Origin of the sequence: Bacillus sp. AFS017336 (genome assembly GCF_002555445.1) — a bacterium.
Lineage (GTDB): Bacteria > Bacillota > Bacilli > Bacillales > Bacillaceae_G > Gottfriedia.
The window spans coordinates 1-18,562 of record NZ_NUCO01000006.1 but is presented as its reverse complement, the minus strand read 5'-3'; the positions used below and the strand labels follow the sequence as shown (position 1 = coordinate 18,562).

General features: G+C 32.7%; 10 protein-coding genes and 1 pseudogene. 9 read left to right on the top strand and 2 right to left on the bottom strand.

Going from position 1 to position 18,562, the window contains the following annotated elements; translation table 11 throughout:
- The first annotated feature begins 102 nt into the window (after nucleotides 1–102).
- The 5 genes from CN601_RS02260 (at nucleotide 103) to CN601_RS27825 (ending at nucleotide 7,652) form a co-directional block, all read left to right on the top strand.
- Complete coding sequence (locus tag CN601_RS02260) at nucleotides 103–1,197, top strand: MBL fold metallo-hydrolase (protein ID WP_098169894.1); 1,095 nt, start codon at nucleotides 103–105, stop codon at nucleotides 1,195–1,197.
- A gap of 2 nt (nucleotides 1,198–1,199) precedes the next feature.
- The gene (locus CN601_RS02255) at nucleotides 1,200–1,712 is read left to right on the top strand and encodes a YbaK/EbsC family protein (RefSeq protein WP_257131589.1); all 513 of its coding nucleotides are present in this window, start codon (nucleotides 1,200–1,202) and stop codon (nucleotides 1,710–1,712) included.
- 153 nt (nucleotides 1,713–1,865) lie between these two features.
- Nucleotides 1,866–2,687: an MBL fold metallo-hydrolase gene (locus CN601_RS02250; RefSeq protein WP_098169893.1), complete on the top strand. Its 822-nt coding sequence runs from the start codon at nucleotides 1,866–1,868 to the stop codon at nucleotides 2,685–2,687.
- Nucleotides 2,688–2,911: 224 nt separating this feature from the next.
- A complete protein-coding gene (locus tag CN601_RS26740; protein WP_179865406.1) occupies nucleotides 2,912–3,088 on the top strand; it encodes a hypothetical protein in 177 nt (58 codons plus the stop codon).
- Between the two features lie 394 nt (nucleotides 3,089–3,482).
- On the top strand, nucleotides 3,483–7,652 hold the full coding sequence (locus tag CN601_RS27825) for a S8 family serine peptidase (RefSeq protein ID WP_098169892.1): 4,170 nt from the start codon (nucleotides 3,483–3,485) through the stop codon (nucleotides 7,650–7,652).
- Between the two features lie 50 nt (nucleotides 7,653–7,702).
- Here the strand turns inward: CN601_RS27825 and CN601_RS02240 are convergent, their stop codons facing one another.
- Nucleotides 7,703–8,899 carry a YhgE/Pip domain-containing protein gene (locus tag CN601_RS02240; RefSeq protein WP_098120666.1) on the bottom strand — a complete coding sequence of 399 codons (1,197 nt, stop codon included), beginning with the start codon at nucleotides 8,897–8,899 and terminating at the stop codon, nucleotides 7,703–7,705.
- Nucleotides 8,900–9,080: 181 nt separating this feature from the next.
- Between CN601_RS02240 and CN601_RS02235 the strand changes: the two genes are divergently transcribed.
- Nucleotides 9,081–9,689: a TetR/AcrR family transcriptional regulator gene (locus CN601_RS02235; RefSeq protein WP_098169891.1), complete on the top strand. Its 609-nt coding sequence runs from the start codon at nucleotides 9,081–9,083 to the stop codon at nucleotides 9,687–9,689.
- Nucleotides 9,690–9,749: 60 nt separating this feature from the next.
- On the opposite strand, the gene CN601_RS02230 is transcribed toward CN601_RS02235, so the two are convergent.
- Nucleotides 9,750–10,598, bottom strand: a complete 849-nt coding sequence (locus CN601_RS02230) for a MurR/RpiR family transcriptional regulator (RefSeq protein ID WP_098120664.1) — start codon at nucleotides 10,596–10,598, stop codon at nucleotides 9,750–9,752.
- Nucleotides 10,599–11,347: 749 nt separating this feature from the next.
- Between CN601_RS02230 and CN601_RS02225 the strand changes: the two genes are divergently transcribed.
- The 3 genes and pseudogenes from CN601_RS02225 to CN601_RS26735 form a co-directional block, all read left to right on the top strand.
- Nucleotides 11,348–12,607, top strand: a complete 1,260-nt coding sequence (locus CN601_RS02225; protein WP_098120663.1) for a helix-turn-helix domain-containing protein — start codon at nucleotides 11,348–11,350, stop codon at nucleotides 12,605–12,607.
- Nucleotides 12,608–12,956: 349 nt separating this feature from the next.
- Nucleotides 12,957–17,117, top strand: a complete 4,161-nt coding sequence (locus CN601_RS02220) for a S8 family serine peptidase (protein ID WP_098169890.1) — start codon at nucleotides 12,957–12,959, stop codon at nucleotides 17,115–17,117.
- 1,239 nt (nucleotides 17,118–18,356) lie between these two features.
- Nucleotides 18,357–18,562, top strand: a pseudogene (locus tag CN601_RS26735) (hypothetical protein); the annotation flags it as partial.

Here is an 18,562-nt window from a genome sequence, read left to right as displayed (position 1 = left end):
AAGGTGTTTTTTTTAGTAAATAACAATCTGAATATTTGTTTAATCTTCTTAATTTGTGGTAGTGTAAATTTTAGTAGAAATATTTTTGGAGGTAGACGTTAAATGTTATTTTTACTAATTTTAATATTACTAGTTATTATGATCATAACGTTTTTAAATACATATCCGCATTTTGGTAAGCGATATTCAAAAGAACAAATGGAAACTTTCCAGACTTTAGATCATTATGAAAAAGGTAAATTTATAAACCAAGTTCCTACGAGTATGAGTATGGATTTTAAAACAAATATTTCTATGATTAGAGATTTTGCTAAGAAAAGCCCGAATCGAAAACCTAAAAATGGTATTCCAATGGAGAAAATCGATGCTTCAGCATTTTATTCAAAAAATAAAGATGCTAAAATTACTTGGTTTGGCCATTCGGCGTTATTAATTGAAATCGAAGGTAAAACGATTTTAGTTGACCCAATGTTTGGGAACGCACCAACACCATTTCCACAATTTGGCGGTAAGAGATATAGTGGTGGATTGCCGATTGAGATTAGTGAATTACCAAAAATAGATGCCGTCATTTTATCGCATGATCATTATGACCATTTGGATTACGGTACGATAAAAAAAATCAAACAGAAAGTAGATCGATTTATTGTTCCTCTAGGAGTAGGTAGTCACTTAGTGAGCTGGGGTGTCCCTAAAGAGAATATTTCTGAACATAATTGGTGGGAAGAATTTAAGTTTGAGCATTTAACATTAGCTTGTACTCCTGCAAGACATTTCTCTGGAAGAAGTTTGACGGATCGTAACAGTACTTTGTGGTGTTCATGGGTCATCATTGGAGAGAAAACGAAAATCTACTTTAGTGGAGATAGCGGTTATGCACCACATTTTAAGGAAATTGGTGAAAAATATGGTCCGTTTGATCTAGCGCTAATGGAGTGCGGTCAATACGATAAGCGATGGTCTGCAATTCATATGTTACCGGAAGAAACTGTTAAAGCATTTATCGATGTAAAAGGTGAGGTTCTTGTACCAATTCATTTTGGTGCTTTTACATTGGCATTTCATGATTGGAATGATCCGATTGAACGAGCTGTAAAAGCGGCTAAAGAAAATGGGGTAAAGTACTCGACACCTAAAATAGGTGAAACAATCAATCTAAGCACAGGTGAATTCCCTAATTCTATTTGGTGGAAGTAAGTTTGAAATTTAATATTAATTTAAAGGGATGGGATCTAGTGGAAGGATTAAAAGAAAGTGCGCAAATCATTCAAGATTTAATTTTTGAGTTAGGCTATTCAAATAAAGTCATAGAACTTCCAAATAGTGCAAGGACTGCAAAGGAAGCAGCGGATGCATTAAATTGTGAAGTGGCTCAAATAGCTAAGTCTATTATATTTAAAATAGAAAGCTCAAATAGCCCTGTATTAGTAGTAGCAAGTGGTATAAATCGAGTTAATGAGAAACAAATAGAGCAAGTTCTAAATGATCAATTAGGGAAAGCAGATGCTGACTTCGTGTGTGAACAAACAGGATTTGTAATCGGAGGAGTGGCACCAATTGGCCACAAAAATCCAATAATCACCTTTATTGATGAAGATCTATTACAGTATAGTGAAGTATGGGCTGCAGCAGGCCATCCAAAAGCAATTTTTCAGTTAACACCAACAGAACTGATTGAAATGACAAAAGGTAAGGTTGTAAAAATTAAATAATAGAATACATGACTTTAATCGTTTAGGCACATACAAGTGTAATAAATCAGTTTTTGATTTACTATACTTAAATGTGTCTTTTTTTTATTGGGAATTTTTACCTTTAAGAAAATGTTCAGAGTAAATTCGAGGGAAAGTGAGATGAATGAGTAGATGTTAAATTTTATGTGTACGACATGTGGCGTACAGTATAACAAATCTAATTATCCTCCTATGTACTGCACAATTTGTTCTGAAGAAAGACAATACATCAATCCTAATGGACAAAGTTGGACAACATTACAATTGATGAAGGAAAAGAACTTTCAAAACATTATACGTTTTGAAGAAGAGAACCTATTTAGTATACAGACTAGTCCGAAGTTTGGTATTGGGCAAACCGCCTATCTCGTTAAGAATAAGGGATTTAATTTATTATGGGATTGTGTGTCCTATATAGATGAGAAAACTATTGAAGAAATAAAGCGCTTAGGGGGACTCGATGCAATTGCACTATCACATCCACACTACTACTCTAGTAAAATTGAATGGGCAGAAGAATTTGATGTACCAGTATACATACACGAGGATGATCAAGAGTGGGTTACGAGACAAAGTGATAAGATTATTTTTTGGTCAGGTGAATCGTTAGAGCTAGATAATGGAGTTAACATTCGCCGGCTAGGTGGACACTATAAAGGTGGGGCTGTATTAGAATGGCAAACTGGAAATGAGCAAAAAGGTGTACTGTTAACGGGAGATATAATTCAAGTAGTCGCAGATCCAAAGTGGGTAAGTTTTATGTACAGCTACCCTAATCTAATCCCATTGCCTGCAAAAAAAGTTAAAGAAATATCAGAGGTTGTAGAAACGTTAAAGTTTGATAGGATTTATAATGCATTTCATGGGATTGTAAAAGAAAATGGAAAACTCGTCGTTCATAATTCAGCTAATAGATATATAGAAGCATTGGAAGGGACATTATTTGATACTTAATAGACTGGAAAGGGCCAATTTTTGGTCCTTTTTTGTTCTTCCTGCATTTAAGGAAAAAACTAAAAATAAGCATACGATAAAGCAGATTGTTGATTTTTTTTATGTAACTAAATGGAACCATATTCCAATTAGAAAAGGACTATTAACTTTAATCTAGAATTAATAATATAGTCAAACTAGTTGTAAAATATTGGAATTGTAAAAAAGTGGCCAGAGGGGATAAAATGATAAAATTTTTAGTTATTAGCGTAATCTTTGTACCTATTGTTATCCTAATCACAAAATCGAATTTGCAAAATATTAGTGTTTGGATACTTGTCTTGCTATTTGCTCAAAGTGCTGTCTATTCAATTTGGGACTATGTTGTAAAAAGAAATCGTAATAAGAAACAATTTAACTAACGCACTGCATTAGTTCAATAAGAGTCCAAAGGTTGTCTAACTTGACAATCTTTTTTTATTTGAAAAATCAATTACAGAGCCCTTATCTAAAAATATCATTAAAAATTTCTTTATAAGTTAATTAAAATATAAAACAAGCCTCCAATAACGTTAAAAGTCGGGTTAATTTGAGATAAAATCTTTGTAGAATTTTGTCGTTTTTTATAATGATTAAGAAAAACGTTGATAAATAAAGGTTTATAATAACCCGGTTGATTAAAAACAGAATATTCACGATAATTTAATTAAGATAAATGCACGAAAATTATTTGTTTTAAATGAGTAATTATAGTGAATTTTGTCAGAAAAAGAAGTTTTTTGTAATTAATTGTATGAATGAACTGGAGGAAGAAAGATGGGGGAAAAAAGAGAAAAGGGCAAAGTAGTTCTTAAAGGGTTTACAGTGTTAGCTTTAACATCTAGTTTTATTTTAGGTTCTCTTGGACAAGCATCAAATGTATCAAATGCAGCAAGTCCAAGTAAAGCAGAAGACATTCTTTCTAACTTAACTGCACAGCAAAGAGCGGCTCTTAAAGAGCTTTCTACGAATGAAGAATCAGGGCTTCAAATTTCTTCAGATATTGATTTGAACTCTACAGAGCAAACAAGTGTCGTTGTTGAATTTGTAAATCAGCCTGTTAAAGTAGCACAAATTGAGGCGAGTGTAGAAGGTAAAAGTTTAACAAAATCTGATGCTGAAGCGCTAATCGATCAAGACCATGATACTTTTACGAAAGATATTGCTCAAGTATTGAAAAGTGAAAAAAGTAAAAAAGTGGATTATAAAATAAATCGTTCGTACAAAAATGCTTTTAATGGTGTTTCCATGACACTACCAGCAAATCAAATTAAGAATCTATTAACATCCAAAGCAGTTAAAACAGTTTGGAGTAACCAAACATTTTCAATTGATCCACCAAAAGAAAACGAACAACTAAAAGCGGATGAAGCAAATGTTGGAAACTATACTCCATATGATGCGTTAGATCGTTTACATGCCGAAGGCTTTACTGGTAAAGGAATTAAAGTTGGAATTTTAGATACGGGTATGGATTATAACCACCCAGATTTGAAGTCTGCTTATAAAGGTGGATACGATTTCGTAGATAACGATAATGATCCTATGGAAACAACATACGCGGATTGGAAGAAATCAGGTAAACCTGAAATTAGTAATTCAGAGACTTATTATACTGAGCATGGTACACATGTAGCTGGAATTATAGGTGGACTTGGCAAAGCAAATAGTGATTATAAAACGTTAGGTGCAGCACCGGAATCAGATTTATACTCTTACCGTGTGCTTGGACCATATGGAAGTGGAACAACGGATGCCATTCTTGCAGGGATCGACCGTGCAGTTCAAGACGGTATGGACGTTATTAATATGTCACTTGGTGCAGCTTTAAATGATCCAATGGCTGCAACTTCAATTGCAGTAAACAACGCTGTATTAAGTGGTATTACAACAGTCGTTGCAGCAGGAAATACTGGCGATCAAATGTATACACTTGGTTCACCCGGAGCTGCGGCATTAGCGTTAACAGTTGGTGCATCGTCAGTCGCTTTAGATGTATATCAATATGCAGGGGTAAATAATGGAAAGAACTATTCAGCAATACAATTAGCTCAAAATTATTCAGATAATATGACATCACTAAAAGGAAAAACTTATCAATTAGTTGATGTTGGTCTTGGAAACCCAGCAGATTTCACCGGTAAAGATGTAAAAGGAAAGATAGCATTTATTAAACGTGGTACGATTGCATTAATTGATAAAATTAAAAACGCAAAAGCAAACGGTGCTGTAGGCGTATTAATGTATAATGATGAAACAAATAAAGCTGAAGGTGCAATTCAAGCTTTCCTTGGTGAATCAGTGGACGCAATTCCTGCATTTTCTGTTTCAAATGAAGAAGGTTTAGAAATTTCGGCTGCAATCAAAGCTGGTGCATCAGATTTCACTTTTGGCGATTTTAAAAAGATACAAACAGCATCAGATGAATTAGCAGCATTTAGTTCAAGAGGTCCATCACGCACTAACTACGATATTAAACCAGAAGTGACTGCTCCAGGCGTAGCCATTCTTTCAACTGTACCATTTTATATAAATAATAAAACAGATGATGGATCAAAACCTGAAGATTATCAATATGCTTATGCGCGCTTATCGGGTACATCTATGGCAACACCTTATGTAGCAGGTGTATCAGCATTATTACTTCAATCAAATAAAGATTTACAACCTGAGGATATTAAATCGATTTTAATGAACACAGCTGATCCATTATCGAAAGCTTATAGCGTATTTGAAGTAGGTAGTGGAAGAGTAGATGCATATGAAGCAATTCACTCGAACGTAGAATTAGAAGTAGTAGACCAAACTTCAACGATTATTAATGGAAAAGAAAAATCAATTAAAGAATTAACTGGTGGCATAAGCTTCGGTTCATATGGTTCTAATGATCAAGACATTACGGATTCCCGTAATATTACGTTAAAGAATCGTAGTGAAAAAGCGAAAACATTTAAAGTAGATGTGAAATTCCAAACTGGATTAAGAGGATCTAAAGACGCGGCCGGGAATAATGTAACATTAACTGGAGCTACTTCTGTAAAATTAAATGGAATTAGCCAGAAGAATGTTAAGTTTAACTTAAACATTCCAAAGACAGCTGAAAAAGGGACATATGAAGGATATATTACATTTACAAATACAGCGGATTCTACCGAAACATATCAAATTCCATTTGGTGGACGTTTTGTTGATGAAGGAATCGACACCTTTAAGATCAATAACCCGATGTTTGGTATGAATACGGACTGGCCAGAAAATGCGAATCCGTTTGTAAGCTTTACTTACTCATTAAAATCACATATGAAAACATTAGAGGTAGTGTTACAAGATGCTGAAACTGGTGAGGATCTAGGTTTAGTCGGTTCTTTTACACCGATTACATTGAATGAAAATCAATCTTATACAATTGGAAGGGGATTTAATTCAATTTACTATCCATTTACTGGTGATGCGAAAAATCCAATTAGCAGTGAGCCGAGTAATGCAACAGCAGGTAAATATCGATTAAAAATGATTGGAACAAATGATAAAGGTAAAGTTTTCACTAAAACAGGTGATTTCTTCTTTGACGCTGGAGCACCAACTATGACGTCTAGCTTTGATAATTTAGATCAAAAAGTAATTGAATATAAAGATAGTCAATTTGATTCGAATGGACAGTTTTTATATGATTTTAATATTAACTTAAATGATCCAGAAACTGAAGAAGCAAGTAAATTAGGTATACCAGTAGATCAATCAAGCAATGCAGTTGTATCTTTTTACGATAGCCCATTCCCAGCAAAACCAAAGTATACAGATATAAATGGAGACTATAAGGATAAAATTTTAGTTAAGAAGCGTTCTACACCATTGCAAGTTTCATTTTATGGATTTGATGCAGCTAGAAATTTTACTGGAAACGCATCGACTGATTTAAGAATCGTATTTGTCGATCAGCATTTTCCATACTATTACTTAAAACCAAATAAACAAACTGTTACAACTGGCGATATTGTAAATTACAGTGTTCGTTCAAATAATGTGAAAAACTTAAAAACTACTAAAATAAATTTAAAAGTAGATCCAAATCTTGCAACAATTCAAAATGTAGTAGTAAATGATGCAGTAAAACAATTTGGAGATGCGAATGTAATTGTATCTTCAGAACCAGCTGCAGCTGGTACACTACTTTATACATTTACATTTACTTATAATGGAACGAAATCTTTACCAGAGGATTTACAACTATTTAACTTCGACATAAAAACAGCAGAGAAGTGGACTAAAGGTGCGCCGTTTGATTGGTATACAATGAAAGCATCAACGATTGATCAATCAAATGTAGAAACAAGTAATGTCTACGCTTATATGGACACTTATAAAATTATGGAAGCTTATTCAAGAACAGATGGAGCTTTATTATCAGAAGGTTTATATGATCCAGCTACTGGTGAAAAGAATTATGCAGTTGATGCAAGTAAAATCGGTGTAAAAGTAACCGTTACTTCATATGACGGAAAAACGATTGTAGATGCTCCAATCTATAACAGTGGAGGTCAATATACTGCTGAAGGTATGAATGCTGATCCAAAACCTTATACTGTAAAAATCGATGTGCCTGGTCATTTTACAATGTATAGAAAAATGAATCTATCAGATAATGTACGCGGTGAATATGTAGGAAAGAGAATGCTTTGGAATTTAACAAGTGGAGCGGCTGGTGATGTCAATAAAGATAATGTAATCGACATTTTAGACGCAGTAGCTGTACAAACATATTGGGGTACAAATAAAAATACAACAGACTTTAACTTCGACAAAGTAGTAGATGAAAAAGACATGTATTTTATTGAGAAAAACTTTGGATTACAAAATCCTACAGTTAATAATGTGCAGAAACCAAAAACCACGTATAAAGGCAAGACTTTAGAAGACATCTTAAAAGATTTAGGATTAGATCAGTAATAAGAAAAGGGAAACCAACTTGAGTTGGTTTCCCCTTTTTGTTGTGCAATTTATTTCATTGTAACTGCTTCTGTTTGACTTAGTACTTCTTTATTCGGCTTAACAGCAGATAAGAATAAGACTAGTACAGAAATAATACCGATCCAAATGATAATCGTCATTGGATGACTCATTGATAATCCTTTGTCAAAATAGAATATTTCTCTTAATCCGTCAGCTCCAAATCGCATTGGAACCCAAGAGTAAATCCAGTCTTTTGAAAAAGCTGGTAAAAGCTCTTTTGGCATACCAATTAAAGAACCAGAGAAGAAGAAGATTAGGGCAAAGATACCAACTCCACCGAAACCTATCCATGATAGTACAGCAGAAATAAGGATATGGAAACAGAAATAAGCAATTGTTAAATAGAGTGCCACATCTAAGAAGTTTGGAAGGGTGATTCCCATCCACTTTGCCATTAATGTTATTCCAAAACCGATTAGGAATGATAAGATAACTCCTAAAAATAATTGTTCAAAAATAACTTTTAGTTTTCCAACTTTATTTGATGTTTGAGTTTTCTTTTTCGCTAAAAAGACAATAACTGCTCCAATTAAACTAGACATCCAAAGAGGTGTTATTAAAAGGACAGGTGCGTTACCATTTGATGTATGTGTCCCGATTGCATTTACATTTTCAATCTTTGCTATGAGTGGATTCGCTAATATTTCAGCTTGTTTTACTGAAATCGAGTTCACATTTTTCTTTAATTCAGTAAAAATCTCGGTATGAATATTTAGGCTAAGATTTTCTACAATATGAGTTAGCATTTGACTAGCCATCGTTGAGCCAGTTGTATTTTTACCTTGGTTTACTAAAATTTTAATCGCTATTGGCGAAGGATTTGCTGTTTTTAGTGAAGCTTGATTTTTACTTAAATCATTTGGAAGAATAAGAGCACCGTAATATTTTTGATCATCTAGACCTTTACGTACTTTTTCTTCACTTGAAACTTGAATCCATTTAATTGCTGGCTTTTCACCATTTGTCGCTTTGGACAATTCAGTTATTTTTGAAACCATCATATTACCTATATTAACAGTTCCTTTTGAAGGAACTTGGATACCTTGGTCTTCGTTTACGATTGCAATTGGAAGATTTTTAGGTGTTGGATTAACAGATGATGCTAATGTAAGAGAGAAAATTATCGCAACAACTAATACTAGTATTGGCGCTAATATAGCTTGTTTTTGTTTAAATAAGTTCATTTGAATACCTCCTATTTCCTAAGTCGTGAAATTACTGAACAACGTGTTGACTAATCTTATGTGTTGATATTACAATGAGTTTTAATAAATCACAATAAGCAAATAACATAAATGTGTTCATTGCTAAACAGATTTATATTATGTGTTTATTAAAAACCTATAATTTAAAGGATGATATAAAGTGACTCAATCATTGAGAGAAATGAAGGTTGCAAAAACGAAGGAATTAATAAAAGAGACATTATTAGATTTAATTGAAGAAAAAGGATTCGAAGCGATATCAGTAAGAGATATTACATTAAAGGCTGGATTAAATCGAGGTACGTTTTATCTACATTATAGAGATAAATACGATTTAATGGAAAAAAGTCAAAATGAAATATTAGAAGAATTACAAAATCGGCTTATGTATATGAAACCAAAAGAATTGAATGAGTTTTATTCAAATGACATGGTCTATCCACCAATTCTAAATGTGTTTCATTATTTAAAAGATAATCAAAGGTTTATTAAAGTACTAATCAGTACAAAGGGGGATCCAGCATTTCCGAAAAAAATGAAGCAATATATTAAGGAAGCGATTTATGAAAAAATAATCAATATGATTGAGGAGGAACATATGATTGATCTTCCTCATGAATACACAACTGCGTTTATTTCTTCAGCTTTTTTTGGTCTTATGGAAGAATGGTTAGATAAGGAAGAACCAATTTCGCCAGAAGAAATGGGTATTATGCATATGAAATTATTAAAATTTATGAAGCAATTTGTAAGTCAAATCGTTAAGTAAAAGAGGGACTAAAAGAGTTTTCTATACCCTTTTAGTCCCTGTTTTTTCTAAACACTTCATTTAAGATCTAGTTTCTGATATGGCTGTTCTTACTTTTTCAAATGATGTTTTAGCTTTGTGAGAATTTAAGATCATTAAATTTACATATAATGCATCAATGATACTTAATTGAGCAATCCTTGAAGCTAGAGCCTCTGGTCGATATTCTGTTTCCTCAGATGATGTATACAGGGAAACAGAAACATTTTGACTTAAGGCAGATTTCGGGAAACCTGTAATGCCAATTGTTTTGACACCGTTTTCATTTAATACTTGCAAAATACGCAAGATATCTTTATTGGAGCCAGAATGTGAGATCACGATGGCTACATCATCCTTTGTGAGTTGAGAAGCTGACATTAATTGAAAATGTGAATCCGTGTATGAATTTGCTTTAATTCCTGTACGAATAAATTTATGAAAAGCATCCATTGCAATTATTGAAGAACCGCCTACTCCATATAATTCAACTTTATTTGCTTTTAAGATCAGATTTACTGCTTTTTTAATCGATGCACTATCTAGAATTTGGGCAGTATTTTCAAGTGTTCGAATATTAGATTGAAATACTTTATTTGCGATTGTTATTTCATCGTCTTTTTCGTTAATTTCCTCATGGATTTGCTGTATTGGCGTCATAATTTCTGTTGCTAATGCAATTTTAAGGGCCTGATAGCCTTTAAATCCAATGCGCTTGCAAAATCTAAAAACAGTAGCGTCAGCCACGTTCAAGTCTTCAGCAACTTCTGTAATTGTACTATGAATAATATGCTTTGGATTTTGTAATATATAGTCAGCAATCTTCTTTTCTTTATCACTTAATCGTGCATAGTAAGAACGAATTTTACCTAAGCTATTCGTTTGTTCCATGTTCTTTACACCTTCTTAGGGAATAGTTTTTTAGAATGAATATTAATATAGTTTTTTAAATAATAATGTATTTATTTTAAAGATTTTGAAAAGCAGTATAATTTACTTAATTATTATTATATAGGAAAAAAGAGGTTTTTTTAATAATAATATGAAAACCCTTTCTTGTGAAAATTATTTTGTATGTTATTAGTATTAACGAAAAAATTTTTTTCACACAATCTATTTAAAATACAATTTTTCCATATATGTAGTATAGTAAGGAATGTTTTCTTAGAATACAAATTTAAGGATTAGGCGAGTAGTAAATAATACATCTAGAACTTGTTGGCAAAACATATAGTCATAAACCAATAAAAGAAAACGTTAAAATTTATAGAGAGATTAATATTAGTTTATCTAGAACGTTAAACGAGGAAAATGAGAGGTTTGCTAATTTCCAAAATAAATGGATTAAGTGATATATACTGGTAAAAAGGTTTGTTTAGTTAGTTTGAATTCGAAATTAATAAAATTAAATCTATTTGACGGATAGTCCTTAAGTAATGTCGAAAAAAATAATAAAATAGTCTTTAAGGTAGGATTTCATTTTGGAATTCTATCTTTTTTTTAGTTATATTGAATTGGATTTGGAGTAAAATTTACTAGTTTTAGGTAAAAATCATTAATTGTATTTTTCTTAAAAGGATATTAAAATTTAGTAAAGAATATTTAGATAAATATGGTTATAGAGATAGAGGAGGGTGCATATGATTGAGGGGGAAATCATAAAGTTTTATCGTGAAAAAATGGGGTTAACTCAAGCTATGCTTGGAGAAGGTATATGTACAACTACTCATGTTAGTAAAATTGAAAGAGGCAAGACGGCATACTCACCTGATATTATCGCTTTATTTTCAGATCGTTTAGGAATAAATATTAATCATGAAGTCCAATCGTTTTATAATTTAGAGAAAAAATTACATCTTTGGCATGATGCATTAATAATGAAAAAAGAAGCCCAAATAGAAGAATGTAAAGCAGAACTTGACCAAATGCCCTTTATTGAATATTCACAATACGCAGCCCACTATAATTTATTAAGAGCAAGGTATTATTTTCATTATCAAAATTTAGATATGGTTAAGCAAATACTTACATATGTGAAAAAAGAATTTACTGAGTTATCTCCTTTCGAGAAAAATCTATTTTATCATCTTCAAGGTATGTTTTATATTTCGAATTATACTAGCCTAAGTAGTGAAGACCATCAAAAAGCAATTAAAGTATTAAAGATGATTAATATCGATGAGTATCGAAATGAAGAATACTATCATCATCTTGCAATTGCCTATCATTATGGAAGCTCAAAAATATTGGCGTATAAATATGCTGAAATGGCTCTTAAATATTTTCAGAGAACGAATAATTACTTATTTGCGATTAGTTCTGAAACGCTTATGTTATTGCAGTATGGTAGTGAGTTAGAGATGAATTTTAATGAAGTTGTAGGACGCTACAAGGATTTAATTCATAACTGTGAAGTATTAGGGGATCGGGAACGTAAGGCTATATTATTAAATAATCTTGGCGTAAAGTATTTTAAGCGAGAAGAATATGAAACTGCATTATATTATTTTGAAGAAAGTATTAATGAGACCGAAAATAAAAAATCCATCAATTATTTAAGACGTTTGTGCAATTATTTAGAGACATGTACTGAAGGGACATTATTAGAAAAAGAGATCCTTCTTGGTGTGATGAAAAGAGCACTAGCTCTAGCAAAATTGTTAAAAAGCCCAGTACATATTACCCTTATTAAATTATTTAAGCTGAAGGCTGAGGGAGCTCGAGAAAAATTTTACCAATATCTATCGGATGAGGCACTCCCATTCTTTTATTCTACTAATAATAAATTCTATATCGAACAATTTGGTAAGAAATTATATAAATACTATATAGAAATCAAAGATTTTCAAAAAGCTGCTGAATTATACGAATCAATTGAACATACATTTGTTAGCTTATAAAAAAATACATAGACAACGTTTATTAACGTGTCTATGTATTTTTTTTTTGTAATGAAAAATTAAATTGTGGGAAGTAAATTGTTCGAAATTAACTAAAATTGGTTTATTCGCATAGGGAAAAATGTTGTAATTTGTCGTTTATTTTAAGGTGAAATGTAAAAACACTGATAAATCAAGGTTTTCTATAACCCAATTGATTAAAAATGGAATATTCACAATAATGTAATTAGAAGGAATGAACGACAAATGTTCATTATATTTTGTTGATTACTAGAGAAAGTTGTCAAAATAGTAGTTTTCTAGTAGTTAACTGCAATAACTATTAAGTAAATGAACTGGAGGAAGAAAAATGGGGGAAAAGAGAGAAAAAAGTAAAGTTTTAAAAAGTTTTACGGTTTTAGCTTTATCATCAAGTTTTATTCTAGGTTCTATTGGACAAGCAACTAATGTTTCACAAGCAGCAAGTCCAAGTAAAGTGGAAGATCTTTTAGCAAAATTAACTTCAGAGCAAAGAGCAGCTCTTAATCAGCTTTCAACTAGTGATGATACTGGGTTGCAAATTTCTTCTGATATTAATCTAGACTCTTCTGAACCAACTAAGGTCATTGTTGAATTTGCTAGTAAACCTGTTAAAGTTGCGCAAATTGAAGCTAGTGTGGAAGGTAAGACTTTAACAAAATCAGACGCTCAAGACTTAATTGATCAAGACCATGATACGTTTACGAAAGATGTTAGCAAAGTTTTGACAAATGGTAAAAGTAAAAAGGTAGATTATAAAATTAATCATTCTTATAAACATGCATTCAATGGTGTTTCCATGACACTACCAGCAAATCAAATTAAGAATCTCCTAAAATCAAAAGCTGTAAAAAAGGTGTGGAGTAACCAAACGTTTTCAATTGATCCACCGAAAGAAAATGATCAATTAAAAGCAGACGAATCAAACGTTGCAAATTATACTCCATATGATGCGCTAGACCGTCTACATGCAGAAGGATTTACAGGTAAAGGAATTAAAGTAGGGATTTTAGATACAGGGATGGATTATCACCACCCAGACTTGAAGGATGCATATAAAGGTGGATATGATTTCGTTGATAACGATAATGATCCGATGGAAACAACTTATGCAGATTGGAAAAAATCAGGTCAACCTGAAGTTAGTGGCACATCAACTTATTATACTGAGCATGGTACACATGTCGCTGGTATTATTGGTGGACGAGGTGTAGCAAATAGTGAGTATAAAACGATTGGTGCAGCACCAGATGCTGACCTTTATTCTTACCGAGTGTTAGGACCTTATGGATCAGGTACTGAGGAAGATATTATTGCGGGGATCGATCGTGCTGTACAAGACGGTATGGATGTCATTAACATGTCACTTGGTGCAACGCTAAACGATCCACTTTATGCTACTTCAATTGCAGTAAACAATGCAGTATTAAATGGAGTTACAACTGTAGTAGCAGCTGGAAATAGTGGAGATCAAATGTATACGCTTGGTTCACCTGGTGCTGCAGCATTAGCTTTAACAGTTGGTGCTTCATCTATCGCATTAGATGTTTACCAATACGAAGGTGTTAACAATGGAAAGAATTATTCAGTAAGACAATTAGCTAGAAATTATTCTGATGACTTAACAGCATTAAAAGGAAAAACATATCAATTAGTTGACGTTGGTTTAGGTAATCCTGCTGATTTCAATGGTAAGGATGTAAACGGAAAAGTCGCTTTTATTAAACGTGGAACGATTGCGCTAATCGATAAAATTAAAAATGCAAAAGCAAAAGGTGCAGTTGGCGTTTTAATGTATAACGATGAAACAAATAAAGCTGAAGGTGCGATCCAATCATTCCTTGGTGAATCAGTCGATGCAATTCCAGCATTCTCTGTTTCAAATGAAGAAGGTTTAGCTATTTCAGATGCTATAAAAGCAGGTAACACAAATTTCACATTTGGAGACTTTAAAAAGGTACAAACAGCGTCAGATGAGTTAGCAGGATTTAGTTCAAGAGGCCCTTCAAGAGTAAACTATGACATCAAACCAGAAGTAACTGCTCCAGGTGTGGCAATTCTTTCAACTGTGCCATTCTATGTAAATAATAAAACAGGTGATGGATCAAAACCTGAAGATTATAAATATGCATATGAGCGCTTATCAGGAACATCAATGGCAACACCTTATGTAGCCGGTGTATCGGCATTATTACTTCAATCAAATAAAGACCTACAACCAGAAGATATCAAATCGATTTTAATGAACACTGCTGATCCGTTATCAAAATCTTATAGTGTATTTGAAGCAGGTAGTGGACGTGTTGACCCATATGAAGCAATTCATTCGAATGTAGAATTAGAAGTAGTGGATCAAACACCAACAGTTATTAATGGAAAAGAAAAATCTATTAAAGAATTAACAGGTGGCATTAGCTTTGGATCATATGGTTTCGATGATAAGGACATTGCAGATTCTCGTAATATCACATTAAAAAACCGTAGTGAAAAAGCGAAAACTTTTAAAGTAGATGTGAAATTCCAAAGTGGTTTAAGAGGCTCTAAAGATGCAGCACAAAATAATGTAACATTAGCTGGACCTACATCTGTAAAATTAAATGGAATTAGCCAAAAAAATGTAAAGTTTAACTTAAACATACCAAAAACAGCAGAAAAAGGAACGTATGAAGGGTTTATTACATTTACAAATACTGCAGACCCAACTGAAACATATCAGATTCCATTTGGTGGCCGTGTAGTTGATGAAGGTATCGATTATTTTAAAGTCGACAGTCCGATGTTCGGTACGGATACAAGTTGGCCAGCAAATTCATTCCCATTTTTATCATTCGATCTATCTTTAAAATCACATATGAAAACATTGGATGTATTGCTACAAGATGCTACAACAGGTGAAGACCTTGGTTTAGTTGGTTCATTTACACCAATCACAATGAATGAGAATCAAGATTACTTTATTGGAAGAGGATTCAGTTCAATTTACTATCCATTTACTGGAGATGCAAAAAATCCAATTAGTTATGATCCGGTAGTAGCAAAAGCAGGAAAATATAAATTAAAGCTAGTTGGTACGAATGAAAAAGGTAAGTCGTTTGTAAGAACTGCAGATTTCGTTTATGATGTTGCTGCACCTACAATGACTTCTAGCTTTGACTCATTAGATCAAAAAGTAATTGAATACAAAGATAGTCAATTTGATGCAAATGGACAATTCTTATACGACTTTAACATTAATCTAAATGATCCTGAAACTGCTGAAGCAAGCCGTTTAGGTCTGCCTGTAGATCAGTCAACTAATGCAGTTGTTTCGTTCCACGATAGTCCGTTCCCTGCAAATCCAATTAAAACGGACAAGAACGGAAACTATAATGACCAGATTTTAGTTCATAAGCGTTCTACACCATTGCAAGTTTCATTCTACGGCATGGATGCAGCAAGAAACTTTACTGGAAATGCTTCAAATATGTTAAGACTAGTATTCGTGGACCAAAATTTCCCTTATTACTACTTAAAAGCAAATAAACAAACAGTAGCGACAGGTGATACAGTAAATTATAGTGTTCGTTCAAATAATATTAAAAACTTAAAAACAACTAAAATTAAATTTACAGTTGACCCAAATCTTGCAACAATCAAAAATGTTGTTGTAAACGATGCAGTAAAACAATATGGTGATGCACAAGTTTCAGTAACTTCAGTACCTTCAGGAATAAGTCAACTTTATACATTTACGTTTACTTATAATGGAACAAAAGCTTTACCAGAAGACTTACAATTATTTAATTTTGATATGAAAACAGCAGAGAAATATACAAACTTTGTCCCAAATGACTGGTATTCAATGACAGCATCAACAATTGATCAATCAAATGTTGAGACAAGCGATGTGTATTCATACATGGAGTCTTATAAAGTTAAGAACACTTACTCAAAGATCGATGGAGCATTACAATTAGAAGGAGCAACGAATCCAACGAATGGTCAGCCGAATTATGCGCTTGATCAAAGTGTAATTGGCGCAAAAGTAACAGTTACTTCTTATGATGGAAAAACAACAGTACAACCTACAATCAACAGCAGCGGACAATATAGTGCAGAAGGACTGAAAGCAGATCCAAAACCTTATACTTATAAAGTTGAGGTACCTGGACATTTCACTATGAACAGACAAGTACTTTTATCAAATGAAGTACGTGGAGAAACACTAGGAAAGAGATATAATCTTGGTTTAATAACAGCTGCAGCTGGAGACGTTAACAAAGATGATGTTATCGACGTATTAGATGCATTAGCTGTACAAACATATTGGGGTACAAATAAAGCTACAGCAGACTTTAACTTTGATAAAGTAGTCGATAAAAAGGATATGGACTTTGTCGTTAGAAACTATGGATTACAAAATCCTACTGTTGATAATGCACCAAAACCAAAAACGACTTACAAAGGTGCAACTTTAGATAGTATTTTAAAAGATTTAGGTTTAGATCAATAATAAGTTTGTAAGCGGGGAGCCAGTTATTATGGCTTCCCTTTTGAGGTTGTATTGCTATTGGTGGATTAGTGAAGAAGTGAAGTGCAAATAAGAAAGGAGAATGTGCAAATACCAGTTGGAGAGCAAATAAGGATGTGAAAAGTAAAAAATAAAAGGGGGGGATGTGCAAAAAAGAAAGGGGAAGCTGCAATTAATAGTTGAAGTGCAAATAAAGGCTTGAAAAGTGCAAATAAAAGAGTGGGGTGTGCAAATAAGAAAGGAGAATGTGCAAATACCAGTTGAAGTGCAAATAAGGGTTTGAAAAGTGCAAATAAAAGAGTGGGATGTGCAAAAAAGAAAGGGGAAGCTGCAATTAGCAGTGAAGTGCAAATAAAAATAGAAAAAAAACACCCATTTTTTCTTAGTAGATTTTGCTTCCTTAAAATCAGATAGACTCAACTAAACATATTACTCCTGCAAGAATGGATACAGCCCCCAAAATAATATCCCACACAAATGATCCACCTCTAACTCTTAAGTTCTATACAAAATAGATTAAACGTTCACTTAAATAATCCTGCCAAATTTGAAATAGGAGCTGATTCCTAGATTTATAGAACTATTACACTGCGTTGGTTGCATAAGCTATTTGTTTGTTATTTTCTAGAACCACCAATTCCCTGTGTTTTTACTACTCAGCTTTACATATGAAGGAAATAGAAGAATAATAAAAAAACCAAATATAAAAGATAGCGAAAACAAAGTTATAAAAAGCTGAGTATCAAAAGAGATAAATTGTTTTTGACCACAATCGGAACAATTCACCCCTTCTTTAGAGTAAGAAAGCTTCCACAATGTTGTCTTATCCCATTTATAATCGCAGTTTTGGCATCTTTCCATAATCTCCCTCCCTTTTTACATGTATTTTGTCTATACCATTTTCGCTGTGAAAATTCCTTCTATCTTTATTTTTATTTAAATGAAACATAAAAAAATTGACTATAGAGCTGATCATGTTGTTCAACAGACGTAAGCCTATGTATCAATACTTTTACTAATAAAACAGTCTCTAAAAATTAATTTTAATGTTTAATAAATCTTCTAATCTGCCAGTACTTGTATAAGGAGAATTAACATTAATCCAAACAGCTTCCCCTTCTTCCTTCAAACGCAATACTCCTTAAACCTTGCTTTATACACATAAAGAAATTCAAAACGGGTTAACTTAAAGGAATAAAGGATTTTTAGGGAGACTTTTCCATGAATAAGAAGTTTATTTATTCAGCTCACATTTATATTTTAATGATTATGTCTACTGGGTTTATGTTACATGTATTTATTGTTCCTAGTGTTTTGACGTCAACTCATCGAGATGCGTGGATTACGGTTATTGCTAGCATTCTCCCTTTTGTGATTTGGACATCTTTAGTTTTTTATATTTATAAAAGGCTGTTTTCGCATAGATT